At 71.1% G+C, this 26,986-nt stretch carries 23 protein-coding genes and 2 tRNA genes; 11 read left to right on the top strand and 14 right to left on the bottom strand.

Features of this window, described 5'->3' with window-relative positions:
• Nucleotides 1-22 precede the first annotated feature (22 nt).
• From ACGFNF_RS28890 to ACGFNF_RS28875, 4 genes are all read right to left on the bottom strand, one after another.
• A complete protein-coding gene (locus ACGFNF_RS28890) occupies nucleotides 23-1,255 on the bottom strand; it encodes a trypsin-like serine peptidase (protein ID WP_393171982.1) in 1,233 nt (410 codons plus the stop codon).
• Between the two features lie 240 nt (nucleotides 1,256-1,495).
• On the bottom strand, nucleotides 1,496-3,175 hold the full coding sequence (locus ACGFNF_RS28885) for a cellulose-binding protein (RefSeq protein ID WP_393171980.1): 1,680 nt from the start codon (nucleotides 3,173-3,175) through the stop codon (nucleotides 1,496-1,498).
• Between the two features lie 120 nt (nucleotides 3,176-3,295).
• Nucleotides 3,296-3,886 (bottom strand): HAD-IA family hydrolase, encoded by a 591-nt coding sequence (locus tag ACGFNF_RS28880; protein WP_393171978.1) that lies wholly within the window; start codon nucleotides 3,884-3,886, stop codon nucleotides 3,296-3,298.
• Between the two features lie 311 nt (nucleotides 3,887-4,197).
• Nucleotides 4,198-4,773, bottom strand: a complete 576-nt coding sequence (locus ACGFNF_RS28875) for an NADPH-dependent F420 reductase (RefSeq protein ID WP_393171976.1) — start codon at nucleotides 4,771-4,773, stop codon at nucleotides 4,198-4,200.
• Nucleotides 4,774-4,953: 180 nt separating this feature from the next.
• Between ACGFNF_RS28875 and ACGFNF_RS28870 the strand changes: the two genes are divergently transcribed.
• Nucleotides 4,954-5,301: a hypothetical protein gene (locus tag ACGFNF_RS28870; RefSeq protein WP_393171974.1), complete on the top strand. Its 348-nt coding sequence runs from the start codon at nucleotides 4,954-4,956 to the stop codon at nucleotides 5,299-5,301.
• 126 nt (nucleotides 5,302-5,427) lie between these two features.
• On the opposite strand, the gene ACGFNF_RS28865 is transcribed toward ACGFNF_RS28870, so the two are convergent.
• Entirely contained in the window at nucleotides 5,428-5,601 is a 174-nt protein-coding gene (locus ACGFNF_RS28865) for a hypothetical protein (protein ID WP_357578443.1), read from the bottom strand.
• A gap of 352 nt (nucleotides 5,602-5,953) precedes the next feature.
• On the opposite strand from ACGFNF_RS28865, the gene ACGFNF_RS28860 reads away from it, so the two are divergent.
• Nucleotides 5,954-7,108, top strand: coding sequence for an MFS transporter (locus ACGFNF_RS28860; protein WP_393172013.1), 1,155 nt, complete (start codon nucleotides 5,954-5,956; stop codon nucleotides 7,106-7,108).
• 288 nt (nucleotides 7,109-7,396) lie between these two features.
• Complete coding sequence (locus tag ACGFNF_RS28855) at nucleotides 7,397-8,647, top strand: S8 family serine peptidase (protein ID WP_393172011.1); 1,251 nt, start codon at nucleotides 7,397-7,399, stop codon at nucleotides 8,645-8,647.
• 148 nt (nucleotides 8,648-8,795) lie between these two features.
• On the opposite strand, the gene ACGFNF_RS28850 is transcribed toward ACGFNF_RS28855, so the two are convergent.
• The 3 genes from ACGFNF_RS28850 to ACGFNF_RS28840 all read right to left on the bottom strand — a co-directional run bounded on the left by ACGFNF_RS28850 (nucleotide 8,796) and on the right by ACGFNF_RS28840 (nucleotide 10,092).
• A tRNA-Arg gene (locus ACGFNF_RS28850) sits at nucleotides 8,796-8,868 on the bottom strand.
• Between the two features lie 36 nt (nucleotides 8,869-8,904).
• Nucleotides 8,905-8,995, bottom strand: a tRNA-Ser gene (locus ACGFNF_RS28845).
• Nucleotides 8,996-9,630: 635 nt separating this feature from the next.
• Complete coding sequence (locus tag ACGFNF_RS28840) at nucleotides 9,631-10,092, bottom strand: hypothetical protein (RefSeq protein ID WP_393171972.1); 462 nt, start codon at nucleotides 10,090-10,092, stop codon at nucleotides 9,631-9,633.
• A 10-nt stretch (nucleotides 10,093-10,102) separates the two neighbouring features.
• Here ACGFNF_RS28840 and ACGFNF_RS28835 point away from each other — a divergent pair, with 10 nt between their 5' ends.
• Nucleotides 10,103-10,921, top strand: coding sequence for a hypothetical protein (locus ACGFNF_RS28835; protein ID WP_393171970.1), 819 nt, complete (start codon nucleotides 10,103-10,105; stop codon nucleotides 10,919-10,921).
• Nucleotides 10,922-11,116: 195 nt separating this feature from the next.
• On the opposite strand, the gene ACGFNF_RS28830 is transcribed toward ACGFNF_RS28835, so the two are convergent.
• A complete protein-coding gene (locus ACGFNF_RS28830) occupies nucleotides 11,117-11,887 on the bottom strand; it encodes a CPBP family intramembrane glutamic endopeptidase (RefSeq protein ID WP_393171968.1) in 771 nt (256 codons plus the stop codon).
• Between the two features lie 190 nt (nucleotides 11,888-12,077).
• Between ACGFNF_RS28830 and ACGFNF_RS28825 the strand changes: the two genes are divergently transcribed.
• Nucleotides 12,078-13,196, top strand: a complete 1,119-nt coding sequence (locus ACGFNF_RS28825) for a globin domain-containing protein (RefSeq protein WP_393171966.1) — start codon at nucleotides 12,078-12,080, stop codon at nucleotides 13,194-13,196.
• 164 nt (nucleotides 13,197-13,360) lie between these two features.
• Here the strand turns inward: ACGFNF_RS28825 and ACGFNF_RS28820 are convergent, their stop codons facing one another.
• Complete coding sequence (locus ACGFNF_RS28820; protein ID WP_393172009.1) at nucleotides 13,361-14,878, bottom strand: peptide deformylase; 1,518 nt, start codon at nucleotides 14,876-14,878, stop codon at nucleotides 13,361-13,363.
• Between the two features lie 292 nt (nucleotides 14,879-15,170).
• Between ACGFNF_RS28820 and ACGFNF_RS28815 the strand changes: the two genes are divergently transcribed.
• Nucleotides 15,171-15,953 (top strand): IucA/IucC family C-terminal-domain containing protein, encoded by a 783-nt coding sequence (locus tag ACGFNF_RS28815; protein WP_393172007.1) that lies wholly within the window; start codon nucleotides 15,171-15,173, stop codon nucleotides 15,951-15,953.
• 25 nt (nucleotides 15,954-15,978) lie between these two features.
• On the opposite strand, the gene ACGFNF_RS28810 is transcribed toward ACGFNF_RS28815, so the two are convergent.
• A complete protein-coding gene (locus tag ACGFNF_RS28810; protein ID WP_393171964.1) occupies nucleotides 15,979-17,799 on the bottom strand; it encodes a hypothetical protein in 1,821 nt (606 codons plus the stop codon).
• A gap of 212 nt (nucleotides 17,800-18,011) precedes the next feature.
• Between ACGFNF_RS28810 and ACGFNF_RS28805 the strand changes: the two genes are divergently transcribed.
• Nucleotides 18,012-18,722, top strand: coding sequence for a class I SAM-dependent methyltransferase (locus ACGFNF_RS28805; RefSeq protein WP_393171962.1), 711 nt, complete (start codon nucleotides 18,012-18,014; stop codon nucleotides 18,720-18,722).
• An 18-nt stretch (nucleotides 18,723-18,740) separates the two neighbouring features.
• Here ACGFNF_RS28805 and ACGFNF_RS28800 read toward each other — a convergent pair whose 3' ends face one another.
• The 3 genes from ACGFNF_RS28800 to ACGFNF_RS28790 form a co-directional block, all read right to left on the bottom strand.
• A complete protein-coding gene (locus ACGFNF_RS28800; protein WP_327029958.1) occupies nucleotides 18,741-19,274 on the bottom strand; it encodes a YbhB/YbcL family Raf kinase inhibitor-like protein in 534 nt (177 codons plus the stop codon).
• 90 nt (nucleotides 19,275-19,364) lie between these two features.
• Entirely contained in the window at nucleotides 19,365-20,603 is a 1,239-nt protein-coding gene (locus ACGFNF_RS28795) for an ATP-grasp domain-containing protein (RefSeq protein ID WP_393171960.1), read from the bottom strand.
• Nucleotides 20,604-20,645: 42 nt separating this feature from the next.
• On the bottom strand, nucleotides 20,646-22,043 hold the full coding sequence (locus ACGFNF_RS28790; protein ID WP_393171958.1) for an FAD-binding oxidoreductase: 1,398 nt from the start codon (nucleotides 22,041-22,043) through the stop codon (nucleotides 20,646-20,648).
• Between the two features lie 341 nt (nucleotides 22,044-22,384).
• Here ACGFNF_RS28790 and ACGFNF_RS28785 point away from each other — a divergent pair, with 341 nt between their 5' ends.
• The 4 genes from ACGFNF_RS28785 to ACGFNF_RS28770 all read left to right on the top strand — a co-directional run bounded on the left by ACGFNF_RS28785 (nucleotide 22,385) and on the right by ACGFNF_RS28770 (nucleotide 26,986).
• Nucleotides 22,385-23,815, top strand: coding sequence for an FAD-dependent oxidoreductase (locus ACGFNF_RS28785; RefSeq protein ID WP_357578433.1), 1,431 nt, complete (start codon nucleotides 22,385-22,387; stop codon nucleotides 23,813-23,815).
• Nucleotides 23,816-24,045: 230 nt separating this feature from the next.
• Complete coding sequence (locus tag ACGFNF_RS28780) at nucleotides 24,046-24,846, top strand: DUF6202 family protein (RefSeq protein ID WP_393171956.1); 801 nt, start codon at nucleotides 24,046-24,048, stop codon at nucleotides 24,844-24,846.
• A 101-nt stretch (nucleotides 24,847-24,947) separates the two neighbouring features.
• Nucleotides 24,948-26,075 (top strand): DUF6421 family protein, encoded by a 1,128-nt coding sequence (locus ACGFNF_RS28775; protein ID WP_393171954.1) that lies wholly within the window; start codon nucleotides 24,948-24,950, stop codon nucleotides 26,073-26,075.
• A 65-nt stretch (nucleotides 26,076-26,140) separates the two neighbouring features.
• Nucleotides 26,141-26,986, top strand: coding sequence for an aspartyl/asparaginyl beta-hydroxylase domain-containing protein (locus ACGFNF_RS28770; RefSeq protein WP_357578430.1), 846 nt, complete (start codon nucleotides 26,141-26,143; stop codon nucleotides 26,984-26,986).

Here is a 26,986-nt window from a genome sequence, read left to right as displayed (position 1 = left end):
GGCCCGTCGTCGTCAGTCGTCGTCAGCCGTTGTTGTCGATCAGGCTGGCGATCTGGTTGTAGATCAGGTGCGCCTTCGCGCCCTGGTTCGACGGGCAGCCGCCGAGGTGGTGCAGGGCGATCACCCGGTGGCTGGAGTTCAGCACCGGCGAGCCCGAGTTGCCGCCGGAGGTGTCGCAGCTGTAGCTGATGTTCGAGGCGTTGTAGTTCGCGTTCTTCACGGTGCAGTTCGCACCGTTCTGGGTGTCCTCGAAGATCGACAGTCGCTTCGGGCTGCCGTCACCGTGCCCCGGGATGTACATCCGCGTGCCGGTGGTGGTGGCGGTCGTCGCCAGGTACAGCGTGCCGAAGCTCTGGATGCTGGTGAAGTTGTTCACCGAGTACAGGGCGTAGTCCAGCTCGCTGGAGCCGCCGCTGCTCACCTTGTAGAGGGTCGCCCCGCTCACCTTGGTGCCGGCGCCGGGGTTCGAGCCGCCGCAGGTGGCGCACTGGTAGTTGAACTGCATCTCGCTGCCGGTGACGGCGGCCTGCGTGGAGAAGCAGTGCTTGTTGGTCAGCATGCGGTTGGTGTTGCCGACCCGCCAGGTGGTGCACATCCCGCCGCCGCTGATCAGCAGCCGCGCCACGGCCCTGCCGCGGGCGTACTCGGTGGGGTGGCTGTTCTGGTAGCAGACCACGTCGCGGCGGGCGTCGGTGCTGCAGACGGACTGCGTGGAGAAGTTGTGCTGCGCGATCTCCGCGCGGTCGTAGCCGCGCCAGAACCGGTCGATGGTCGCGACGTTGCCACGGGAGGCGCGGCTGCTGTGCATCGTCACCACCGCGGTGTCGCCCTCCACCGACATCGCCCAGAAGCCCGGCTGTCCGTCGGTGGTGTAGTCCGCGCCGGTCGCCCGGTTCAGGTAGCGGTCGTACCGGTAGCTCTCCCGGCCGTCGGGGCTCGCCACGGTGACGTAGTCGCCGTGGGCCAGTCGCAGCGCGCTGAAGTGCACCTTGACGTACGACGCGCCGGGGTGCCGGATGACCTGCGTCCGGGCGTCGCCGGCGGAGGAGAGCGTGCCGGTGACGGTACGGAGTTCACCGACCGTGGTGACGCCCTCCGCCGAGAACTGCTCCGATTCGGGTGCCCGTTCGGATTGCGGCGCGAGAGGTTGCACCGAGTACGCCTCGGCGGCGGGTGCCGACAGCAGACTCAGCCCGAGTGTGCAGGCGCCCAGCGCGACCGCCGCCGTTCGTAGGCGGCGCATGGCATGTTTCATCGTCGCTCCTCCCGAGGAACCAGCACCCAGACGTGCTTGCAGCCTTCATACACGAACCGATGGAGGCATGTAAACATATCGATGTCTACCTACCGGCACGGTGGCGTCGGTCGCGCCGGCGGGTTCCTGGCGGGGACCACCCGCACGACACACTCCTCCGGTCGAGCCCGGCCACGGCCGGGCCGCACCGGACGGAACGCCGGCGCCACCGCTGCGGTGACGCCGGCGTCGTACCGTTCGTCAGGGCGTGACGACCCTGCCGCCGAAGGTCACCACGAGGCGACCGTCGGACGCGAAGGACCAGCCCAGGGCGCCGGAGTACTGGGCGCACCGGGATCCGTTGGTGCCGGACCAGAACTGGTTCGAGCTGTCGGAGTTGCCGACGATCTTGTCGTTCGAGCCACCGTCGCACGAGGTGTTGTTCCGGAACACCGAGGAGCCGCCGTCGAAGGTGAAGTTGCGCTCGGCGTTGCCGATGCTGGCGTTGTTCGACACCTGCATGCTGCCCAGATTGCGGTTGTAGGTGAAGCCGTGCTTGCCGTTGTCGTAGGCGATGTTGCCCCGGACGATGTGGTTCACCCCGATGTCCTCGCCGCCGAGCTTGTAGCCGTTGCGGTCGCCGGCCCCGGCCTGGCCGCCATTGCTGAGGGTGCCGTTGTCGTAGGCGAGGGAGGACTCGATGGTCACCGCGCCGATGGCCCCGGTGTCGCTCTTCGTGTAGAGGTCGTAGCCGTCGTCGATGTTGTTGTGGGCCACGGTGTAGCGGAAGACGTTGCCGGGTCCGACGGTGAGCTTCGGCGCGAAACCGTCGGCGTCCTCACCGTCGGAGTCGACGTTGTCGTGCGACACGGTGCTGACCACGAGGTTGTTGGACGGCCACTGGTCGCGGGGCGCGTTGGCCACCAGCCGCGAGAGCTGGAGCCCCGAGTCCCGGTTGTGGCGGGTCACCGTACGCTCGATGATGTTGTTGTTTCCGGCGAGCAGGATGCCGTTGTCCCCGGCCCGCTCGACGACGATGCCGCGGATGTGCCAGTACGACCCGCCCACCGCGAGGCCACGGTTCGCCGGGTCCTCGCTCTGGGCCGAGAAGTTCAGGATCGGGGTCTCGCCCGGGTAGGCGAAGATGTTCTTGCGCGCGCTCGACGTGCCGTTGTTGCCCTGGCCGATGGTGATGGTCTGCGAGTAGCGGTAGGTGCCGCCGCGCAGGTAGATCGTGCCGCCGGCAGCGATCCGGGTGATCGCGGAGGTGAGCGTCGTCGGGTTCGCCTGCGTGCCGGACGCGCTGTCGGTGCCGGTCGGCGCCACGTACAGCGTGCCGCTCGACGGCGGGGGCGTGGTCGGCGGGGGCGTGGTCGGCGGCGGGGTGGTGGGCGGCGGCGTGGTCGGCGGCGGAGTCGTCGGCGGCGGGGTGGTCCCGCCCGAGGCGTACGTCTCGAACTCGGCGACCCTCGGCGTACCGGTCGAGCCGGTGATCTCGAAGTTGATCTTGCGCAGCGACGTGGCGGCGAAGTTGATGACCCCGGCCCCGTTGCCACTGGCCAGGGTGGCGCCGGTGTCGTTGTTGACGACCCGCCAGGAGCCGATGACCCCGACGGCGCCGGCCGCCTCCCGGATGTTGATCGAGGCCACCGTGGTGGCGGTGTCCCACTTGATCGAGATGCGGCCGGTCGAGCCGGTCGGCGACCAGTAGGTGCTCATGTTGCCGTCGAGCACATTGCCGTAGCTGGTGCCGCTGGCCTTGCTGGAGCCGTCGGAGCCGGCTCCGAGGCTGAGGTTTGTCGCGTTGACGCCGACCGATGCGGGACTGGGGCCGCCAGCCGCCCCCGACGCCCGGGTCATCGGCAGCGCCGCGGCGAGCGCGGCTGCGGCAGCCACGGCGGTGCCGCCGGCAAGAAGCTTGTGTCGCACTGTGGTTCGCACTGTTGGACTCCTCAGGAGTGAGCACGGTGCGGGGCACTACCTGCACAGCCCGACACCGCATGCGGCTTCGTGTCCGTACCCTCAGCCCGATCAGGGATCGAAACATCGATGAAACACAGGCTAGGAAAGCGCTTGCCCGCGAGGCAAGTGCGGAGACGTGCAGGTTTGTTGCATACGGCAACGCCTGCGCCGGCCGGGCAGTGGCCCGCGCTCGCCGATGGGACCTGGCCGAGCCCCACCTGCTGAAGGGTCACCTACCCGCCATCGCCGCCACCGGCCGAGGCGACGCGGCAGCCGGCGCCCACAGTCGGTTCGAACCGCACGCCAGCCCAGCATCGTCCGGCCTGCTAGAGCCTGGCGTCGGACCTCGGCCACCCTGTTTGCACCCGGCTGATCGCCCTGGGCCGTCCCGGCAGGCTCGGTGAACTGGTGGGTGTGCATGCCGAGGCGTTCGGCGGCGTGGATGTTCACGGTGGTGTCGTCGATGAAGAGCACGCTGCCGGGTGGCACACCGAGCCTGTCGCAGCACCAGAGGAAGGCCGCGGGCTCCGGTTTGGCGTGACCGATGCGGGAGGAGAACGCGACGAGTTCGAAGTGCCGCAGCCACTGGGCGTGGTGATGTTCGTAGTGGCTGGCGAGTTCCTCGGGGATGTTGGACAGCAGGGCCAGGCGTACGCCTGCGGCGGCGGCCCGCTCGATCAGCCGGATCATGTCGGTGTCGACGCTGGCCCAGCTGGCGACGTCCGCGGCGATCAGCGCGGTGGTTCGGTCATCGTCGAAGGTGGTGCCGAGTTCGGCGTGCCGACATGCCCGGGCGGCCCGTGCTCAGCGGCTCCCTCACGCGGCCGATCACCGCCAGGACGATGACCTCGGATGGGAACCGGAAGACGACCGACCGCGCCGCGCGGGGCAACGCCGATCACGACCGACGGACGCGACGGGGTAGGAAATCGCTCGTCGGAGCAGCCAAATGATGTCCGCGAAGCACAGACTAACGGTTGGCGTCGGTGGTGAATTGTGGGTCAGTCGACGATACCGAAGCCGCCGGACCAGGAAACCTTCTCATTTGACGCCAGGCTTATCTGCAGGAAGCCGAGAGCCTCCATCTCGCGAGCACGCTTGAGCGAGCCGGCGTCGATCGCCTTCAGGCCGCTGGCGTTGACCACGCCGACGAGGGTCGCCTTGGCGTCCGCGTCGTCACCGGCGACCAGAACCGTGGTGGTCAGCGGGCCGACGGTTCCCTCGGCGAGGGTGCCGGCGAACGTGGTGTTGAATGCCTTGAGCAGTCGGGAGTTCGGCAACTTGGCGGCGATCTCCTCGGCCGCCGAGGAGTCGGCGGGGACGGCCAGGGAGTCGAAGGTTTCGAAGTTCAGCGGGTTGGTGATGTCGACGACGATCTTGTTGTCGAATTGGCCGGGACGCTGGGCCAGCACCTGATCCACGGCTGGGTAGGGCACGGCGAGCACGACGATGTCGCCGTCGACCGGCTTGTCGGCATCCTCCTTGCCGAGCAGGTCGACCACGTTGTCGTCCCTGGTGAGAGCAGCGGTGATGGCCTGTCCCATGTTGCCGGCACCGATGATCGAGATGTGCGCCATGAAGCTTCCTCAACAAATTGTCGGTGATTCAGCAAGAAGCTGTGCCCGCAGTGCACCGCGTCGCCATTTTCCCACGGCCCCCGCACGTGACGGGGCGAATTGGCGATCGGACGACGCTTTCCGTGGGCCGCTGTAGCCTCGCCTGGAGACGTCATCGCCACTCGCCGAGGGGATCGTGTCATGACCGACGAGCAAGTCACCCGCAACCTGAAGGGCATGGACGATCTCGACTTCAAGGGTTGGAATTCGGCGGACTGGAACGGCGTTTTCGCCCACCATCACACTGACGACGTGCTGGTGGACATGAAAGGACAGCCGCAGACCCGGGGCGTCCAGGAGCACATCGATGCGATGGTGGCGTTCACCGAGCAGAACGGTGGCAAGCCGCCGCAGATCAAGTCGCACCCCATCGGTTTCGGATCGGGGGAGTGGACCTGCGTGGTGGGCGAGTTCGAGGACGGCAGCCGGATGGTGACGGTGGCGAAGTGGCGGGACGGGGCCATCGCTGAGGAGTACATCTGGATGTAGTGCCGGACGCGGCTCGCCACGGCCACCGGCGTCACCGTCACCGATCCGTGGCGTTCGTCCGAGCGGTATCGGGTCCGGGGCGGTGGAGTGTTCCCCGGCCCGGTGGCCTCCGGCCCGCGCGGCCGATCAGGCCGGTTCGCGGACCCCGCCGGCCTGGTCACCGTCGTCCGGCAGCGGCTCGACGGGTGCTTCCGGCAGCTCGTCGGGCGTGTCGGGAAGTAGTTGCGCCGCGTCGTCGGGCACGGGCTCCCGAGGATCGAGCGGCGGATACAGCTCCGGGTCGAGATCAGGGTTGGTCATCGACCAAGTATCAGTCCCGACGGCACTCACCGCCCGTCGGCCGCCCACCGGGCGTACGCGGCACGGGCCAACCGCTGAAGAACGACGGCCTACGACGAGGGCCGCCGGGTAGGCCGCCCGAGACCCGCCGGGGCTGCCCTGCTTCCTGCCGCCACCCGCTGCGGATAATGCCGACGTGCGTTCGGACGTGGATCGTGGGGATGACGCCGCTGGAGTGGATGCCGCTGGTGGCACCGCAGGCAAGCGCGCGGTGACCCGCAGCCCGCTGCTGTCCCGGACAGGTGTGGCCGCAGGCGACGGCTCGGCGTGGCGGGTCGTCGTCGGGTTCGGCGTGGTGAGCCTGGCGGCCGACATGGTGTACGAAGGTGCCCGCTCGGTGTACGGGCCGCTGCTGGCCTCACTGGGTGCGTCCGCTGTCGTCGTCGGGCTGGTCACCGGCGCCGGTGAGGCGGCGGCACTGCTGCTGCGGCTCGTGTCCGGGCCGCTTGCGGACCGGACCCGCCGGTACTGGTCGTTGACCCTCCTCGGGTACGGCCTGACCGCGGTCTGCGTACCGCTGCTCGCCTTCACGCCGCTGTTGGGCGGCGCTGGTCTGGCCGTCGCCGCCGCGTTGCTCCTCGCCGAACGGCTGGGCAAGGCGGTGCGCAGTCCGGCAAAGTCAGCGCTGTTGGCCGACGCCGCCAGCCGCGTCGGGTTGGGTCGAGGGCTGGGCGTACACAAGGCACTCGACCAGGTCGGCGCTTTCGCCGGTCCGCTGCTCGTCGCCGCGGTCGTCGCGATGGCAGCGGGGACCCTCTGGCCCGCGCTGGCCGTCCTTGCCCTGCCAGGCGTCGTCGCGATGCTGTTGCTGCTCGCCGTTCGGGCGCGTACCGACATGCCGGCCGCGAGCAACGCACCGGCCGGCGGCACCCCCTCGGCGTCATCCGATCCGTCCGCCACCCGGGCGGCCCGGCGGACGCCGTTGCCGGCGGTGTTCCACTGGTTCGCGGCGGCGATGGCGCTGTGCACAGCCGGCCTGGTGACATTCGGGCTGATCGGCTTCCACCTCGTCCGCGCGGGCGTCGTCGCGACCGCGACGGTGCCGCTGATGTACGCGGCCGCGATGGCCGCCGGTGCTCTCGCCGCCCTCCTCACCGGCGCTCTCTACGACCGGACCGGCCCACGGGTGCTGATCGCGCTTCCGGCGCTGATCGCCACCGTGCCCGGCCTGCTGTTCGCCGGTGGCCTGCCGCTGGCAGCGGCGGGAGTCCTGCTGTGGGGTGCCGCCGTGGGTGTGCAGGACTCCACAGTCAAGGCGCTGGTCGCCGATCTCGTGCCACGGGAACGCAGAGCGACCGCGTACGGGGTGTTCGCCGCGGTGCAGGGCGCAGGGGCGCTGGCCGGCGGTGCCGCAGCCGGATTCCTGTACGAGCTTTCGCCAGCAAGTCTGACGACTGCGGTGGCCGTCACGCAGGTCATCGCCCTGGTCACGCTCGTGGGCGTCCTGACGAGGCTGACCAGGCGGTGACCCGGTTGACGCGCGGGGTGCTGGGCTGATCGTGGCCGCGCCCAGGACGAGGTTACCCGCGGCCCGCAGACAGCAGCAGCCGCAGTCGAGGCCCCGGAAGCAGCCCTGATACATCGAGTCAGAACTCTTCTCACTCCACGCCGAAAAAGACTGCCGTCGATTGGATTCATGAATTCCGCGATGGAATGCAGCCAGCTATCGACTGTACGATCCGGCAAAACCGTTCGGACGATTCAATCGGCGCGTCGTACGCCCGCCGGAATGGCCGGAACAGAGGGAGGCTGGGAGATGAGACTCCACCGCCACACGATCTTCGCCCGCGAACGTCGAGCCGGAACGGCCGCCATGGCCACGCTCGCCACCACGGTCATGCTCCTCACCGTGGCTGCCGGACCGGCCACTGCGACACCCGCCACCGAGGCGCGTTCCGGGGCGACCGGCGAGATCCTCGGCGCCGGCAACGCCACCCCCGTGCCCGGCAGCTACGTGGTCACCCTCAAGGACAGCGGCGGTACGGTCACCGATCGGCAGGCTGGCGTGTCCCGCCTCGCCGACCGGTACGGCTTCCGCCCGGACCAGGTCTGGCGCGACGCGCTGAACGGCTTCTCCGTACGGACCTCCGAGTTGGTGGCCCGCCGGCTGGCCGCCGACCCGGCGGTGGCGGTCGTGGAGCAGGACCGTCTGACCAGCTTGGCCACCACCCAGACGAACGCGCCGTGGAACCTCGACCGGATCGACGCACCGCTGGGACTCAGTGGTACCTACAACTTCACAAGTGTCGGAACCGGCGTCCGGGCGTACATCGTGGACAGCGGGATCCAGATCGGCCATGCCGACTTCGGCGGCCAGGCGGTGTACGGCTACGACGCCGTCGACGGCATGCTCCCGGCCAACGACTGCAGCGGGCACGGCACCCACGTCGCCGGCACCGTCGGCGGGACGACCTACGGGGCGGCCAAGAACGTCGTGCCGGTCGCGGTCAAGGTGTTCGACTGCGCCCTGCCGAGCACGCTGTCGATGTTGATCAACGGAATCAACTGGATGATCGCCAACCACCTCGCCGGGCAACCGGCCGTGGCGAACATCGGCGTGCTGACCAGCCCCACCGTCGCGCTCAACACCGCAGTGACGAACGCGGTCGCCGACGGCATCACGGTAACGGTCCCGGCCGGCAACTCGAACGTGAGCGCCTGCACCGTCTCACCCGCGTCGGTGCCGGCCGCGCTGACCGTGGGCGCGACGTTGACGAACGACAGCCGGGCAAGCTGGTCGAACTTCGGCCCTTGCCTGGACATCTTCGCTCCAGGCGATCGCATCACGTCTGCCTGGTGGAACTCGACCACCGCGACCCAGACGATCAGCGGCACCTCGCACGCCGCACCGCTCGTCGCCGGCGTCGCCGCTCGGGTGCTCAGCAACAACCCGACCTGGACACCGGCCCAGGTGGCCAGCTACCTGTTCAGCGTCGCCAACCCGGTCGTGATCAACCCGGGGGTCGGCTCGCCCAACCGTCTCCTGCACCTGTCCCCGGCGCTCTGACCTGGCCCTGTCGTCCCGACCCCCGCTCGCCCCCCTGCGCCAGCCCAGGTCAACCGCGACATCCAACTCCTGGGAGGCTCCGCCCAACCCGCAGAAGCAATCAAGGCCGTGACCGGCGTTTCCGCTGGTCACGGCCTTGATCGTGAAGTGCGCCCGAAGGGACTCGAACCCCTAACCTTCTGATCCGTAGTCAGATGCTCTATCCGTTGAGCTACGGGCGCTCGGTGCTTGGCCAGTCTACACACCCGGCTTTCGCGCGGAGACTCCGGGATTCGAACCCGGGAGGGGCTTTAAGACCCCAACCGCATTAGCAGTGCGGCGCCATAGACCAGACTAGGCGAAGTCTCCCTGGTGGCCCTGCAGACCACCGCGCCCGAGGATACAGGGCCTCACCCATCAGGAGCAAAGCGACTTCCCCGGTCCGCCCCTCCGCCGGCGCAACGGGCTGTCCCGAACCAGGCCGGGACTCCCCCCGGCCTCGGCTTTCCCTGCTGTGCACGGGCGTGATCAGGACTACGCTCCATCGATATGCAGGAGCAGCCGCCGCGCGAGCCGACCCGCCGAGAGCCTGCTGAGGGAGCGCGCCGACGTTCCCCGAAGGCGACCTTCAGTCCGCCCCCCGCGCCGCCGGAGCCGGCCGGGCCGGAGGATTCCGGGAAGCGCCCCCGGCGGGCGAAGCCGGCGCCTGCGGTGCTCTTCCAACCGCCCTCGGCCGATCCGCCGCTGCCCCGTCAGTCGGGACGCGCGGCCGAACAAGCGCCACGGGAGCGGCCCGACCAAGCCGACCGCACGGCCGAGCAGGCGCCACAAGAGCAGCCTGACCAGGCCGACCGCACGGCCGAGCAGGCGCCACAAGAGCCGCCCGGCCAGGCCGACCGCACGGCCGAACGGGTGCCACGGGAGCGGCCCGGCCAGGCGGACGAGACCGGCGGGAGTGACGCCGCGCACATCGGCGGCGGCGGCGCGTCCGCCGCTACCGGCGATCAGCCGGGATCCCCCACCGCTGCCGGCCCGCCCGCCTCCGGCACGCAGACCTCTGGTGGTGACGCCGCCCCCACCCGCAAGGCGCCCGGGAAGAGGGCGGTCGCGAAGAAGGCCGCGCCAACGCGACCGCCTACAGCAAAGAAGGCGGCAGACCAGGCCGACGTGACGACGCCGGCGGAGGCCGCCGGGCCGGGAGCGGCGAAGAAGGCCGCAGTACCGGGGACGGCGGCGAAGGAGGCCGCAGAGCCGGGGACGGCGGCGAAGGAGGCCGCAGAGCCGGCCACGACGGCGGCGGAGGCCACAGAGCCGTGGACGGCGGAAGGCGCGGCGCCCCCGGCGACGACGAAGGGCGCGCCCCCTCGGAAGACCACAGCGGCCCGGAAGGCCGCGCCCGTGAAGAAGGCCGCGCCCGTGAAGAAGGCCGCGCCCGTGAGGAAGGCGACGGCCACGAAGAAGGCCACACCGGCCGCGATGGCCGAGCCTGCCCGGAAGGCGACGCCCGCGAAGAAGGCCGCCCCGGCGACGCTCACCCCGGCGACGGTCGCTGCCGAGGCCCCGGTCCAGGACCCCGTCCAGGACCCGACCGCCGCGCCCCCGCAGGTGGTCGGGCGGCACGTCGGCGACGGGGCGGCGGGGACCCCGCCGGGGCGTACGCCGGAAACGGTCCTTCGGCTGGCCGCCGCGCGGGTGGTGGAGCATCCCGCGTTCGCGCCGGAGTTGCTGGCCCTGGCCGCCGTCGAGGCGTTCGGGCCGCGGGCCCGCGACTGGGCGCAGCGGCTGCGCGACGCGTACCCCGATGCGGGAGCGGACGGCTTGGCGCGGCTGGCGACCCGGCGGTTCGTCCGGCAGGCCGGGGTGGGCGGGGCGACCGCCGCGCTGGCGGGGCTCTTCGCGCCGGTGGCCGAGCTGGCGGCCGTGCTGTGGGCACAGGCCAACCTGGTGCTGCACCTGGCGGCGGCGTACGGCCGGGACCCGGCGCATCCGGACCGGGCGGTGGAGCTGCTGGTGCTGACCCGCGTGCACCCGGACGCGGAGAGCGCGCGGGCCGCGTTGGCGGCGGCCGGGGCGGCGGACGCGCCCGACGAGGCGGGCTGGCCCCGGGCGGCGGAGGCGGCGTGGCGGCTGGCGGCGCCGCTGGCCGCCCAGGCGGGCGGCTGGCTGGCGCTGCGGGTGGCGTCCCGGCTGCTGCCCGGCGCGGCGGTGCTCGTGGCCGCGGCCGGGGACGCGGCGGCGGCCGAGCGGCTCGCCGCCCGCGCGATCACCGCCTACCGGCGACCCACGCCCCGCTGATCGCCGGCAACCTGCGCTCGGCTGAGCGGAACGCGGCGGGGAAGGACGCGGGCCGCTGGTAGATCTTGGTGAGAAATGGCCCCCAGAGGGGCACTTTCCCACCAAGATCTACCGGGCGGCACCCCGACGGGGGCCGCGGAGGGGACGAGGCCACGGAGGGGACGAGGCCGCGGAGGGGGGAGGGGCTGGCGGGCATCAGAGCCAGTCGAACCATTCCTTCGGCAGCAGGGCGTAGCCGAGGAAGGCGACGATGTCGAGCAGCGTGTGCGCGACGACCAGCGGCATGACCCGGCGGGTGCGCAGGTAGAAGAGGCTGAACACGACGCCCATCACGACGTTGCCGAGGAAGGCGCCGAAGCCCTGGTAGAGGTGGTACGAGCCGCGCAGCAGGGCGCTCGTCGCCACGATCGCGCCGACCCGCCACTGGAGCTGGCGCAGCCGGGTCGTCAGGTAGCCGACGACGATCACCTCCTCCAGCACCGAGTTCTGCACGGCGGCGAGGATCAGCACCGGGACCGTCCACCAGAGGTCGGGCAGCGCGGCCGGCACCAGTGTGGCGTTGACGCCGAGCCGGGCCGCCGCCCAGAACAGCGCCAGGCCGGGCAGGCCGATCAGCGCGGCCAGGCCGGCGCCGCGGGCCAGGTCCTGACCGGGCCGCCGGGCGTCCAGGCCGAGCGTCCGTGCCGGATCGCCGGGGTCCCGCGCCAGCAGGTGTACGGCGAGCAGCACCGGCAGCAGCGCGAAGACGATCCCGAGCAGCTGGTACGTCAGGTCCAGCCACGGCCGGGGTGACACCGACGTGTTGAGCGCGGCGGTCTGCTTCGACAGCGGCCCGTCGGCGGTCAGCTTCGCCACGATCGACACCGTCGCGTAGACGGCGGACTGGCCGAGCGAGAGGCCGAGCACGAGCAGCGTCTCGGTGCCGAGCATCCGACGGGTCGCCGGGCGTTGCAGCTCAACGGTCACCGCACCACTCTGCCCGACGCCGAGGGCCGACGTCACCGGCCGACGTCAGCGTCACCGCCCGACGTCACCGGCCGACGTCACCGCCCGAACGAGCCTCACGAGCCGATCGCACATTCTGTGCGACCGGTAGGCACGCTCCGTGGACATTCTATGGGTGCCCGATCCGCCGTCAGGAGAAGGAGCGCGCCTCGTGGACGACTTCGCAAGGCTGCTGAAGGAGAGCTGGACCCTGGTCGAGGAGCACCGGGAGCGGCTGAGCGGTCACTTCTACGCCCGGCTCTTCCTGCTCGACCCCGAGCTGCGCAAGCTCTTCCCGGTGGAGATGACCGGGCAGGGCGACCGGATCCTGGAGGCGATCGTCACCGCCGCCCAGACGGTCGGCGACCCGGAGAGCTTCGACGAGTACCTGCGCTCGCTGGGCCGGGACCACCGCAAGTACCACGTCGAGGCGGCGCACTACGAGACCATGGGCGTCGCGCTGCTGGACGCGCTGCGCAGTGTCGCCGGCGACGGCTGGAACCTGGAGTACGACCAAGCGTGGCGGGACGCGTACGCGGCGATCACGGAGAAGATGCTGGCCGGGGCGGCGGCCGACGACAACCCGCCGTTCTGGCACGCGGAGGTGCTGACCCACGAGCGGTACGGCAGGGACACGGCGGTGCTGACCTGCCGGGCGTTGCAGCATCCGCTGTCGTGGCGGGCCGGCCAGTACGTGAGCGTGGAGGTGCCCCGCCACCTCCCCCGGGTGTGGCGCACCTACTCGGTGGCGAACGCCCCGAACGACGACAACCTGCTGGAGTTCCACGTCCGTACGCCGGAGGGCGCCGGCTGGGTGTCCGGGGCACTGGTCCGCCGGGTCAAGCCCGGCGACCTGCTCCGGGTGGCGGCGCCGATGGGGTCGATGACGCTGGACCGCGCCTCGGAGCGGGACATCCTCTGCGTGGCGGGCGGCGTCGGCCTGGCTCCGATCAAGGCGCTGGTGGAGGAGTTGGCCAGCTACAACCGGACCCGCTGGGTGCACGTCTTCTACGGCGCCCGTACGGCGGCGGACCTGTACGGCCTGGCCGGGCTCCAGGAGTTGGTGGCCGCGCACCCGTGGCTGTCGGTCACTCCGGCGTGCAGCGAGGATCCCGACTTCGACGGCGAACTGGGTGACGTCCCCGACGTGGTCGGCCGGTACGGCCCGTGGACGGCGCACGACTGTTACGTCTCCGGTTCCGCCCGCATGGTCCGGGCCACCCTCCGGGTGCTCGCCGAGGACGGCGTCCCGCCGGAGAACACCCGCTACGACACCTTCGGCAACCTCTAGAAGCGTTCCTCCCCCCATACCGGGGCGCGTGCTCCTGCCCCCTGGGGCACGCGCCCCGGTCCCCCAAGCGGGCGGACCGGCACCGCCCCGCACGACCACGTCCGCCCGGCCGTCCTTCCCACCCGGGCGGACGTGGTCGTACCGCCGGGGCGGATGCGCGCAGGTCAGTAGCGCCAGGGCCGGCCGGTCTCGCGGTACTCCTCGACCGGCACCAGCGGCACCCCCGGCGCCATCCGGTCGACGTAGAGCCGCCCCTCCAGGTGGTCGATCTCGTGGGCGACGAGCCGGGCCATGCCGAACTCGAACGAGGTGATGATCCGGCTGCCGTCGTACTGGGCGTGCTCCACGTCGAGCCGGAGCGGCCGGGGCACCAGGCCACGGTGGTCGAAGAAGGAGAGGCAGCCCTCGTACTGCTCGTCGCTGTCGGGGGAGGCGTCGACGACGCGGGGGTTGAGCAGCACGACGGGGTCGGCCGACCGGTCGGGGGGCCGGACCACCGCCACCGCCCGGCCGAGGCCGAGCTGCGGGGCGGCGATGCCCACCCCCTTGCGGAACGGGTGCAGCTCGTCGAGGCGGACCAGGGTCGCCGCGAGGCGGTCGGCGACGTCCCGGGCCTCCCGTTCCTCGCGGGGCAGGTCGAACGGGCGGGCCGGTTGGCGGAGCAGGTCGGCGCCGCGCTGCACGATGCCGATGCCGCGCATCCGGTCGCTGGGTCGGATCCGCCCGGCCTCCTCGGGCTCGGCGTCGGGCCGGCCGCGGAACCGCCACTGCAACCGGTACCGCGCGTTGAGCGGCGGGTCCTCGGTCGCCCAGTCGAAAATCACCCGGTCGGCGTCCTCGCGCCTGGTCACGGGCGTGCGCAGCGGGCCCTCCTCCGCCGAGAGCGAGGTCTCCGCGCCCCACACCTGCGGGTCGACGGCGGCCGGAAGGTCCAGGCGTACGGCCATCTGCCGGGTGGGCAGCCGGACCGCCCGCTGGAACCAGGGACCCCACTTGTCGTGCCCGACGCAGTACGCGTACTCGATGGTGGCCCGGTCCCCGGGATAGAGGGGGAAGCGCCGGTCGGCGTTCTCGAAGAGCAGCCACAGCTCCTTGAAGGCGTCGCGGTCGTGCTTGGCCCGCCAGTGCATCGCCTCCCGCTCGTCCCCGTCCTCCCGGTACGCCCGCAGCCGCAGCTCGGCGAAGGTCAGCGGGTGTTCGCGGTGGTGCAGGTTGGAGCGCCCCGGGTCGTTGGGGTAGCGGTCGACGGCGATCCGCACCAGGTAGCGGGTGACCGGCTCGGTACCGGCGTTGTACAGCTCGCGCCGGATGACGCAGCGGTAGGCGTCGCCGAGGTGGGTGAGGGTGGCGAGTTCCCGCTCGACGATCAGTCCGGTGCCGGGCGGCATCCACTGCCCGGGTACGGGTGGGTCCCGGTGTGCCCGCTCGGCCCGGGCGTGCCGCAGTTCGTCGTACTCCTTGAAGCGCTGCCAGATCGCGCCGCCGGCCTCCAGCACGGCTTCGGCGCGGCGCGCGAAGTCCTCGGTGGGGCGGTGCCGGCGCCCCTCGACGTGGCTGACGTACGACGGGTCGAAGCCCATCAGCGTGGCGAGCTGCTTCTTGGACAGCCCCCGCCCCGTGCGGTGCCGGGCGATCTCGGCGGCGAAGGAGTCGGCAGCCCGATCGAGCGGTGAGGTCATCAGCTTCCTCGTGGCCGGGAGTATCAGTTTCACGTTCTGTGGCGACGCGCACACGGAACTGACACCTTGCCGACGCGAGCCTTGACAGGCAGCGATGACTGTCGATACTGATGCGACGTTTTCCGCCCCGATGACCGGGTAGTACGCCGCACGGGTGGAGTGACCGGCCCCTCCGGATCCGACGCAGGCGAGCCTTCCCTTATCTCGTCAGATGTGGTTAGGCTAGCCTTAGCTCAGCGACGGGCGGATGCCCGCCGACGCGACGACGGGGTGGGTGAGTCCAGTGACAGCGGTGATGCCGGAGCGCCACACCGCCGCCGCGCCGCTGGCCCCGGTCACCGCCGCCATGCGCGCGATGTTCGGCACCGACGACGTGCCCGGCCTAGCGCCCGGCCTGCTGGTCCACGACGAGTTCGGCTGGCGCCCGGCGACCACCCTTGTCGACGGCACCCTCCTGCCGGAGTTCCTGCGCTCGGCCAGCTCGCGCTGGGGCGGCACCCCGCACGCCTGCGCGGCGCTGGCCTGGAAGTCGTACAGCTACTGGACAGCGCTGCCCGTGGCGCTCGGCTGGGCCTCGGCCCGACGGGTGCCGCTGCTCGACCCGGCCGACGTGCTGATCCACTTCGAGGACCACCGACCGCTGCTCACCATGGGCCTGCGCCGCTCGACCACGGTCGCGGTGCTGCCGAGCGACCCGCTGGCGCTCGCCGGGCTGCCCGAGGTGCGGGTCGTCGCGGACGAGGCGGAACTGCTCCAGGTGCTCCGGGCCTCGCTGCTCGACGCCCACCTGGCCCCGATGGTCGCCGCGATCCAGGCCGAGGTCCGGATCGGCGCGCGCACCCTGCTCGGGTCGGTGGCCTCGGGCATCGCCCACGGCGTCCTCCGGGCCGCCGACGGCCTGCCCGGCTCGTCGGTCGAGACGATCGAGACGCTGCTCGGCGCGCTCGACCTCGCCGACCTGGTGGAGCTGGTCCCGGGCCCGAACGGCGAGCCGACCGTACAGCGGCGCACCTGCTGCCTGGCCTTCACCCTCCCCAAGCCCAAGATCTGCCAGGGCTGCTGCGTCCGCCAGGCCTGACCGGCCGCCTCCGGGCCGCCCGGCGTCAGTCGGTGAGCGGGCGGACGTCCCAGAGCCAGACCCCACCGGTGTACGTGGGGCGGACGCCGGTCAGCTCGGTCATGCCCCGGCGCAGCGCGTCGGCCTGCCGGTGCGGCCCGAGGACGACCGCGCCCGCCCGCCAGTACCGCAGGTCCCCGACCGCGTCGACCCGCGCCTGCGGGGTGATCGGCGGCACCGCGCCGGTCCGCCGGATCTCGGCGAAGAACTCGCTGGTGGGGCGGGGCGGCGCGGAGAACAGGGCGATCCGGTCCCGACCGGGGCGGGTGTCCGGGCCGAGGAAGTAGCCGCGGGCGATGGGCATGTCCAGGCCGGTCCGCGCCGACCAGCGCAGCGGATCGGCGTAGTGGGTGTCGGGCAGCGGGAGGGTCACGATGCTCCGCCCGCCGTCCGCGTACGGCCGCCAGGCGCCCGAGGTGACGAAGGCGGGTACGGGGTCGAGCCGGGTGGTGGGCAGCGGGGTCGGCAGGATCGGCAGCAGGGCCATGACCAGCACCGTGGCGGTGGCGAAGCGGATCTGCGGGCGTGCCCGGGGGTGCCGGGCGGCCAGGGCGCGGGCGTGGTCCGCCCCGTAGGCGAGCAGCACCCCGACGATCGGGGTGATCGCCAGCGCCCACCGGGTCGGCACCACCGAGTGCAGGACGGGCAGGTTCTCCAACGCCGCCCACGGGCCGGGTATCCCGGTCCCCCTGCCGTTGAGCTGCACCTCCCGCCCGAGGGAGAGCAGGCCGAAGAGGAGCGCGAGGACGGCGAGGCCGCGTACCACGACGTGCCGGCGCAGCCACCAGACCAGGGCGACGACGAGCACCACCAGCGGCCAGCCGAAGAAGGCGTTCTCCTCGGTGGGGTTCTTCGCCAGCCCCTGCGCGCTGCGGGCGTCACCGGCCAGGGACTCCCGCGAGTACGCCACGAACGACGCGAGGTCCGTCGAGTAGCCCCGGATCAGCCAGGACAGCCCGTTGTACGCCCCCGGGCCGAAGAACTGGACGTGGAGCGGGTACGCGAGCACCACAAGCGCCACGGCGGCGGCCACCGCCAGGCCCGCTAGGAACGGCCGGACCCGCCGGCGCAGCTCGGGCCGGCCGAGGGCGAGCGCCCCGACCACCACGCCCAGCCCGATGGCGGTCATCAGCAGCACCTCGAGGTTGAGGAAGGCCTGCCACACGATGACCGCCGCGAGCAGCAGCCCGTTGCGCAGCCAGCGCCCCGGCTCGGCGAGTCGCAGGGTGCGCCAGACGATCAGGGGCACCACGTACTGCGAGACGATGTTGGGGTGCGCGTTGGCGTGCGAGACCATCGCCGGGGCGTACGCGCAGAACGCGGCGCCGAGCCAGGCCGGCCCGCGGGCGCCGACGACCACCCGGGACAGCAGGAAGTACCAGGCCGTCGCCGTGGCGATCATGCCGAGGGTGAGAAAGAGCAGAAACGACGCGCGGGTGCCGAGCAGGAGTGTGACGGGCGTCATTGGCAGAGATACGGATAATACGGACGTATTTGCTATCAGATTTACGGTCTCCGGCACGTTCATCCGGTCCGAGGTGAATGGATCAACAAAATCGGTCACCACGCGCGCGCCGTGCGCCATCATCCACTCGAACTGCGACTGGTCGGTGCGGTTGTCCCGGATGCCGTGCGACGGGCGCAGCCAGAGCCGCGCGGTCACCCAGAAGCCCAGCGCGACGAAACTCGCCACCGCGGCGACGTCCGTCCACCACCCCTTCCAGGGCCGTACGCCCCGGTCGGGCCCGCCCACCGACGCCCCGGGCCCTGACTCGCCAGCGGGGAGGCCCGGTTCAGGAGTAGTCATGACGATTCGTAGAGTAGTCAGGCTATGACGCCAAGGTGACATGTTTCGGGGTACTGGCGTACCATGTGCCGGGTTCGCCGACCGCCGATCACGTGCCCACCCCCGACCGCATTTCGGCCACCACGGGTGCCCCGATTTTTCTGTTGCCAGTGCGGATGATTCACTCTGTCGGTCCAGGCGCGGGTCGAGTTCATATCGTGAGGAATCGACGCATGGCAGAAATCACTGGGGATCAGCGCGTGCAGTCCGAGGTCCTGGAGGGTCTCGCGACGGCGGTCAACCACCGTCGCTGGTTCGTCGAGCTGGCCCTGCCGTACCTCGGTGACAACCCGATCGAGATCGGCAGCGGGCTCGGCGACTACGCGCTGGAGTGGGCGGAGCACCTGCCGCGCTTCACCGCCACCGAGGCCGACCCGGACCGGCTGATCCTGCTGAAGGAGCGGCTGGCCGACCAGCCCCACATCGAGGTCCGGCAGATGCTGCTGCCGCACCCCGACCGGGGCGACTACAGCGCCGCCGTGTCGTACAACGTGCTGGAGCACATCGAGGACCACGTGGGCGCGCTGCGCAGCATGCGCGACCTGGTCCGGCCGGGCGGCAACGTCATCATCATCGTGCCCGCCTTCCAGTTCGCGATGAGCCCGGCGGACATCGCCACCGGCCACGTGCGGCGCTACACGAAGAAGACCCTGGCCGCCGCGATGACCGACGCCGGCCTGACGGTGGAGAAGATCCACTACGCGAACGCGCTCGGCCTGATCGGCTACTTCATGGCGACCAAGGTCTTCCGGCTGATGCCGAAGGAGGGCCCGATGGTCAAGGTCTACGACACCCTCGTGCTCCCCGCCACCAAGGCGGCGGAACAGCGCGTCCTCCCCCCGTTCGGCCAGTCGGTCTTCGCGGTGGCCCGGGTCCCCTCCTGAGGCCGGGCCCGGTCCGGGTTACTCCTTGACCTGGTAGGTGGGACGGATCACGGCGCGGGCCAGGGTGTGGAAGGCCAGGTTGAAGCCGACCACGGCGGGGGTCGCGGCGGGGGTGACGTCGAGGCGCTCCACGTCCAGGGCGTGCACCGCGAACACGTAGCGGTGCGGCCGGTCGCCGGCCGGTGGGGCGGCGCCGCCGTAGCCCCGGTCGCCGTAGTCGTTGCGGACCGTGAAGGCGCCGCCGAGGTCGTCGCCGGCCGCGCCGCGCGGCAGCCGCGTCACGTCGGCCGGCAAATTGACCAGCACCCAGTGCCAGAAGCCGCTGCCCGTCGGCGCGTCCGGGTCGAGGCAGGTCACCACGAAGCCCTTGGTCTCGGCCGGGAAGCCGGACCAGGCGAGCTGCGGCGAGATGTTGTCGCCCCCGACGCTGCCGTGGGCGTACGCGGCGTCCATCGGCTCGCCGTTCTGCACGTCGTCACTGGTCAGCGTGAACGACGCAACGGTCGGCAGCAGCTCGTACGGGTCCGGGGCGATCGGTCGTTCCAGGGTCATCGGGGGGTCCTTCCGGTGAGCGGTTGTTCCTCCGCACCTTCTTACCCCGTCGGCACCCGCGATCGAACCGGCAGCGCCGGGCGGGCGGGGTCAGCTCCCGTACAGGCCGTGCCGTTCCCAGCGGCGCAACAGCTCGTAGCTCCGCTCGACCTCGGCCGGGTCCTCCGCGGCGAGATAGAGGTAGCCGGGCGAGCTGAACAGGTCGACGGTCTGCGGCAGTCCGGCCCCGGGGGAGCAGCGCGCGGCGATCGCCACGGCCGCCGGCAGCTCCGACAGCCGGGCGTGCCAGTCCCCCGCCTGCGCGGCGACGGGGACCGGGTTGATCAGCGACACGTTCCGGACGGCGGCGGCCCAGCCCGGCGTACGGTCGTCGAACTGGTCGAGCGACGCCGGATCGACGAGGTGCTGGGCCTGTAGGAAGGTCTGCGACACACCGCAGAACTTCGCCACGACGTCGGGCAGGGTCGCTCCCCCGAGGCGGGCCCCGGCCTCGATCAGCACCGGCCCCCGGTCGGTGAGCATGAGCTCGGTGTGTGCCGCCGAGGACCGGACACCGAGCGCGTCGAGCACCCCGAAGACGAACTCACGGAGCTGCCGGGCCAGGGCCGAGCCCCGGTCGACCGGCTCCTCGTAGTCGTAGATGGGCCCACCGCCAGGACCCGGCCGTTTCGTGTACCGCCAGATCTCGGCGACCCGGTGCGCGCCCGCGTACGAGACCGTGTTGACGTAGAACTCGGTCCCGACGAGCCGCTCCTGGACCAGCACGCGTCGATTGGGTACGCCGTACAGGTTGACCGAGGCCAGGACCGTCTCGCAGGCGAGGCGCACCTCGTCGAGACCCTCGCAGAACCGCACGTTGTCGGTGCCCGCGCCGTCCACGGGCTTGACGACGGCCGGGCCGGACAGGCTGGCCGCGTACCAGTCGACCGCCTCGTCCACGGACTCGAAGCAGCGGCCGGCGGGCACGGCGAGACCGGCGACGGCCACGGTTTCCGCCATCGCCGACTTGTCGCGCCGCGCGGTGACCGTGGCGATGTCGTTGCCGGGCGTGCCGAGCAGGTGGTTGAGCGTGTCGGCGAGGACCACCCCCGGCTCGGTGCCCGCGACGACCCGGTCGACGCCGAGCGCCCGCAGCCGGTCGACGAGGTGGTCCTCGTCGGCGACGAAGCCGAGGTCGACCGCGTAGTCGCCGGGGCGGAACGTCTTCAGGTAGTAGTCGTACAGGGACTCGCCGCTACGTACGTGGACGCAGGTCACCCCCCGCTCGGCCAGCGCCCGGCTCAGCGCGCTGCCTGTGGAGTATCCGTCGACGATGGCTATGGTCGGCACGCTCTCCTCATCTCCGTACGGCCCGCCGGAGGGTGGCTGGCATCAGAAGACCTTGCCGGGGTTGAGCAGGCCGGCCGGGTCCAGGGCGGCCTTGATCGCCTGGTGCACCCGCAGGCTCACCGGGCCGATCTCGCGGGCGAGCCAGTCGCGCTTGAGCAGGCCCACGCCGTGCTCGCCGGTGCAGGTGCCGCCCAGTTCGAGGCCGAGGCGCATGATCTCGTCGAACGCGCGCCGGCCGCGTTCGAGGCTCGCCGGGTCGGCCCGGTCCACCACGATGTTCGGGTGCATGTTGCCGTCGCCGGCGTGGCCGACCACGCCGATGGTCACGTCGCACTCCGCCGCGATCCGGGCCACCCCGTCGAGCAGCGCCGCCAACGCCGCCCGGGGAACCGCCACGTCGTCGATCACCATCCCGCCGTTGCCGGTGGGGAACGACTCCCTGGCGAACTTCTCCATCGCCGCGTGACCCAGCCGGCGGGCCTGCAAGAGGGCCGCCGCCTCCACGGCGTCGGTGGCCGTGTGGATCTCGTCGGCGCCGGCCGCCTCGCACAGCTCGGCGAGCCGCGCCAGGTCCCCGGCGGCCTGGGGCCCGGTGTCCGCCGACGCCAGCAGCAGCGCCTCGACGTCGGTACGCAGGCCCATCGGCCGGTACGCCTCGATCGCCCGCAGGTACGTGCGGTCGATCAGTTCCAGCAGGCTGGGGGTGAGTCCGTGTTCAGCGATCCGGGCGACCGCCCGACCGGCGGCGGCGGTGGTCGGGAAGACCGCCACCATGGTCAGCGACTCCGCCGGGGCGGGCCGCAGCGCCACCGTCACCTCCGTGATCACGCCGAGGGTGCCCTCGGAACCCACGAAGAGCCGGGTGAGGTCGTAACCGGCCACCCCCTTGGCGGTACGCCGACCAGTACGCAGCACCTCCCCGGAAGCCAACACGACCTCCAGCCCCAACACGTACTCGGTGGTCACGCCGTACTTGACGCAGCACATGCCACCCGCGTTGGTGGAGACGTTCCCACCGATCGTCGACATCTCCCACGATCCCGGATCCGGCGGATACCACAACCCCTGTTTCGCCACCTCCGCCGACAGCGCCGCGTTGACCACGCCGGGCTGCACCACGGCGATCCGGCTGACCGGGTCGATCTCCAGCACCGCGTCCATCGCGACCATGCTGATCACCACCGCGCCGTCGACCGCGTTCGCCGCGCCCGCCAGCCCCGTACGCGCCCCCTGCGGCACCACCGGCACGCCGTACCGCCCGGCGATCGTCACCGCCTCGACCACATCGGCCGTGCCACGTGGACGGACGACGACCAGCGGGGTGCCGGCCTCGCAGAGATCGGCCTCGTCCTTGCGGTGCATCCGGAGCAGGTCGGGGTCGGTCAGGACGGCGTCGCCGAGCGCCGCACGCAGGTCGTCGACGAGGGGGGAACCAGACATGGCAGAGAGGGTACAGATCCGCGTCATCCGCTCCGGAGCGCGAACGTGGGCGCCCCCGATCCGGCATCGGTGCTGGTGAGAGCGGTGTGAGCGGGCCCGGTCGCTCGAACCCCTGTCCTATCGGAAGATCCTTCCGGGGTTGATCGAAGTTTGTTACCGTCTACCGCCAACGAGGGCACCCCTCCTCCAGCCAACGTCCCCCGGCCTGCCACCTCACCGCTCTTCCACCCCAAGATCCGCAGCAGGACGCGCTGTCCGGCCGGGCACGGTGCCGAAACCGGGACCTGGTTCAGCTCGTGTTGCGGCAAAGGATCGTTGCCCATGACAGAGGGATTGACAGAGTGAAGCGAACCGAGCTGCACATCGTGATCGGCGGAGGTATCGCGGGCTGCCTGACCGCGATCATGCGTAGCCGCGCGGGATACCGGGTCCTTCTGCTGGAGCGGGCCGAGGCCCGTTCGTCCGAGGCCCACCCGATCTGCACGGGGGCCAGCAACATCGTCAGCGAGAACCACAGCGGTGCCGAGTATCCGTTCGATCCGCAGAGCGCCCGGGACTGCTTCGACGGGCGCCTGGTCAACGAACGCTTCTTCCCCGACCTCGTCTTCGGAGGCAAGGACCACAGCAGGGTCATCGCCTCCCAGGCCATGCAGGACAGCGGCACCGACATCATCGGCCAGTGCCGGGAGAACATGCGGGTCATCCAGGACCGTTACGCGCAGCTCTGCGCCGAGGACCCGGCCAACGCGTTGTTCGGCGCGCCGGAGCAGGTCTGCCGCGAGATCCCCGCGCCGGACTGGGTCGCCGACGTCGGCGCCGCCTTCGTCACTCCACAACGGGGCATCAACCCGGTCGTCGTCACCGCGCTGCTCGACCAGGAGCTGCGCCGCAGCGGCGTCGAGGTACGCGGTGGCGCCGACGTGGCCGGGGTGAGCCGCCGTGCCGACGGCACCTACGAGGTGGAGTACGTCGAGGACGGCGCGCGGAAGACGGTCGTCGGCGACCAGGTCGCCCTCTGTGCCGCCACCGAGACCCCGGCGATCGCCCGCCGTCTCAACCCGTCGCTCGCGCTGCCCCCCATCTACATGGCGCTGCGCCAGATCCTCTTCGTCGAGCTGCCCGAGCGCACCACGAAGAACTACACGTGCCTGAAGCTCGAGGACGAGTACGGCGGCATGCTGAGTCCCTTCAGCCAGGACACCGCGCTCGTCTACTACCCGCCGGCGGCGCACATCGCGGTGCACCGCGTCGACCCGACGACCTACGCGCTGCCCGACGACTTCCGTCACTTCCTGCGCAACGGTCACCCCGAGGCGGCTGAGCGTGCCCAACTGGCGCTCCGTCAGCTCAGCCAGTGGTATCCGGAGGTGCGCGGCGCGGAGGTGGTGTCCGCCCACCTCAAGGTGGCGATCAACACCACCGACTCGTCGCGACTGCGGCGCAACGCCGGGGTGCTCGACGTCGCACCCGGTTGCACCGCGACCGTCCTGCTCAAGTGGACGATGTGCGTCGTCAACGCCCAGCGCGACCTGGAGGCGGCCCTCCGGCACTCGATCGCCACCGGCAACGCGGATCGCGACGAGTACGCCGAGCTGGTCGCCCGCGGCACCGTGCCGATCGCGCCGCCATCGGATGTGTCCGCCTGGCAGCGCCGGCTCGGGATCTTCGCGCGCAACATGGGGGTGCCGGAGCGACTGGCGGCGCCGTTCGTGGACGCCGGCGAGCCGGACAGCGGTCTGGCCCGCGCCGTACCGTCGCTCGCGTCGAGTTGACGCTGGTCACGCTGAACTGGCGGGGACTACTACCCGCTCTTGAGGCAACGCACGAGGGGTCGCCACCCGCTTAGGGGGCAGCACAGGGGTTCGGCCGTCTTCCCGTTGCGCGATACACCATATTCGATGATCATAGGCCCGCGTCGACTCGATGACCTTCGTCGACATTGGCCTGTCCTGGCGGGCTTCGGGGAGCACTCCGCCCGGTCCCTATAAGCGAGGAGGGCACGATGACCACCGCACTCGACCTGACCGACCTCCGTGTGCAGGCCGACGCCACCATCGATCGGCTGATCGACGAGGCAGGCCTCACCCGACGCAACAACCGGTTCTTCGCGGGCGCGAAGGAGGCCACCTCGGTGAGCCCCGCCGGTGCGCTGCGGATCGCGGAGAAGTGGCAGCGGACCACTCAGGCGTTCATGTTCACCACCATCTCCAGCCTCGGTGCCCACGGGCGACGTCTGGCTCGCGACTACACAGTGAGTCGAGAGGTACTCGGAGCGTATCAGATGGCCTACCGAGTCATCGGGGACGATCTGGACAATCGGGCGGCGGCGTTCGCGGAGGTCGCGCCGGAGGGTGTGGACGGTATCCACTACCTGTGGTGGGCGGACACGATCTGCGCGCCGCTGCGCTCGGCCCTGGGCAGCGCGGACGCGCCCGCCGAATCCCCCGCGCTGACCCGCATCCTCGACGTCATGGACGCCATGGCGGCCGAGGAACTGGGTGGCGCGGTCCAGCTCCGTGTCGTGGAGACCATCGCCCTCGACATCGCGGTCGCGTTCCGGCGCCTGTACGGCAAGGTCACCGTGGACGGCCGCCAGGTCCTTCCCGAGCAGCGCGACTACGCCTGGATCGACTCGCACATCCGGGCGGAGACGGGCCACGCCGCGTCCGTCAGCGACGACGAGGCCGGCATGAGTCACCTGGTCTCCACCCCGGCCGAGGCGCAGCACTTCGTCGCGCTCGCGGAGTCCTACATCCCGGCGTGGGCGGACCTGCTGGACGACTTCGCCCGGGACCTGTCGTAGCGCGACCAACCGAGAACGGCACTGACGGCCGCCACCGACGACGCCCCGGGGCCCGTGGTGGCGACCGCCGGAGTCATCCGGCTTCGAGGATAGGAGCTGCCATGCGATCGTCCCTCCCCACAGTGGAAACAGACGCCGTCGTCAACGAAGTGAACGAGCTGCGTGCCCGCTACCAGCGCGAGACCGAGCCCGGGTCGCCGGAGGCACTGCGCCGGCTGGCCGGTTGGATCGCCGACTCGGCGTCGCTCGGTGCCCATCCCGCGGCCAGGGCACTCGTCGAGGACCTGTCCGGCGCACACGACACGCCGCAGCTCACGGCCACGAAGCGGCACATCAACTCGCGGGCCGACAACACGCTCCTGTCCGTGTTCTCGGCCGCGTACTTTCCGTCCCTCGGTCTGGACTACCTGGAGTACGAGCCCATCCCGTCCGACCCCGTGCTGGTGGAGCGCTACCCGAGCCCGACGATGCCGGTCAACCTGCTCCGGCACAGCGCCGGCTTCGACAGTCGGGTCGTCGTGGCGCTCTTCCCGGAGAACCACATCGACGGTCGCCAGGAGCCGGACGACCTGATCTTCTACTTCATCGACAAGTTCGTCACCCGGCACGGCCTCACCCGCCGGCTCATCGACGCCGCCATGGTCCCGGGCTCGTTCCCGCTGCTCACCGGCGTCGACGACCGCGGCGTCGAGCGGGCCGCCGGCTCCTGGGTACGGCTGCACGAGTTCCACCACCGCACGGGCAGCATGCCGATCCCGCAGTTCCTGTCCGCGAAGAGCTACAAGCCGCTCGCCGGCCTGGAGGAGATGCGGGTCGACGTCAAGTCGATGCTGGTCTGCCTCGACGACGCGGACATCGATCGTGAGCTCGCCGCGCTGACCTTCGAGTTCGTCCTGGCCGAGCGGCTGCTGCGCTACTCGGTCGAGGGGATCCCCAAGCCGAACTACGACGCGATCGCGTCGCAACTGCTCTTCAACTACCTGCGCGAACAGGGCGCCCTGACGATCGACGAGGGGCGGATCCGGCTCCTGCCGAGCCTGCCCGAGGCGCTGAGCACGCTCGTCACCGAGATCACCGAGCTGGAGGACGTCGTCCTGACCGAGGGGGTCGAGGCCGCCCGCGCGGGCCTGATCGACTTCACCCGCCGGTACACCCGGTACGACGAGGAGAAGCGGGAGTTCCTCCACGTGCCCTTCTTCGCCGAGCTCAAGGAGCGACTCGGCGTGTGAGTCACGCCGGCCGCCCTCCCGACGACGTGCGGCTCCGCCCCTCACCCCGCTGGAAGGTACCGACCATGACCACCGTTATGAACTCGACCGAAACCGGCATCCTCGGCACGTGCGACATCGACGCCGACAGCCTCGCCACGGACCTCGACACCATGGCGTCGTTTCCCTACACGGACAAGTACAGCGACTTCGTCTGCGGCGCCTGGAAGAGTTGCGCGGTGTGGAACGGCACGGGCCTCGGCCTCGACGCGGGACTCGACCCGTTCGAGGGCCCGGCCGTCGTCACCGACCTGGGCCAGCGCCTGCCGTACGTGCGGCACCTGGTGGGTGAGCTGTTCGACATGTCCCGCCTCAAGTACGGCCGGCTCGCCCGGCTGACCCCCGGCAGCGCGCTCGTGCCGCACCGGGACTACCTCGAACTCGACAGCAACCTGATCCGGATCCACCTTCCGCTGGAGACCCACGAGTCCTGCGTCAGCTCGCACAACACGACGCTCTACCACATGAACGTCGGTGAGATCTGGTTCCTCGACGCCACCCAGGCCCACAGCGCGGTCTCCGGGTGGACGAAGGACCGCACCCACCTCGTGCTCGACTTCCAGGCCGACTCGCTCGCCGCCTGCTTCACCGGCGAGGTCCAGCCGCCCAGCATCCCGAGCACGCACCAGGTCGCGCGGCAGCCGATCGACCAGGAGGAACTCGCCGCGTTCGAGCGCGCCGGGGTGCTGATGGACACCACCAACTACCGGGACTTCCTGAAGATCGCCATCAAGACGATGTTCACCCGGGACATCACCCCGGACAACGTGTTCGACCTGCTGGAGGGGGCGGCCCGGCACTCGCCCGTCGCCGCGCGGCTCGACATGATCCCCCCGATGCGGACGTACTTCCTGCTGGCCCGAGAGTCCTGA

Source organism: Micromonospora sp. NPDC048868 (assembly GCF_043198195.1).
Lineage (GTDB): Bacteria > Actinomycetota > Actinomycetes > Mycobacteriales > Micromonosporaceae > Micromonospora > Micromonospora reichwaldensis.
This window is presented reverse-complemented; position numbering and strand designations above follow the sequence as displayed.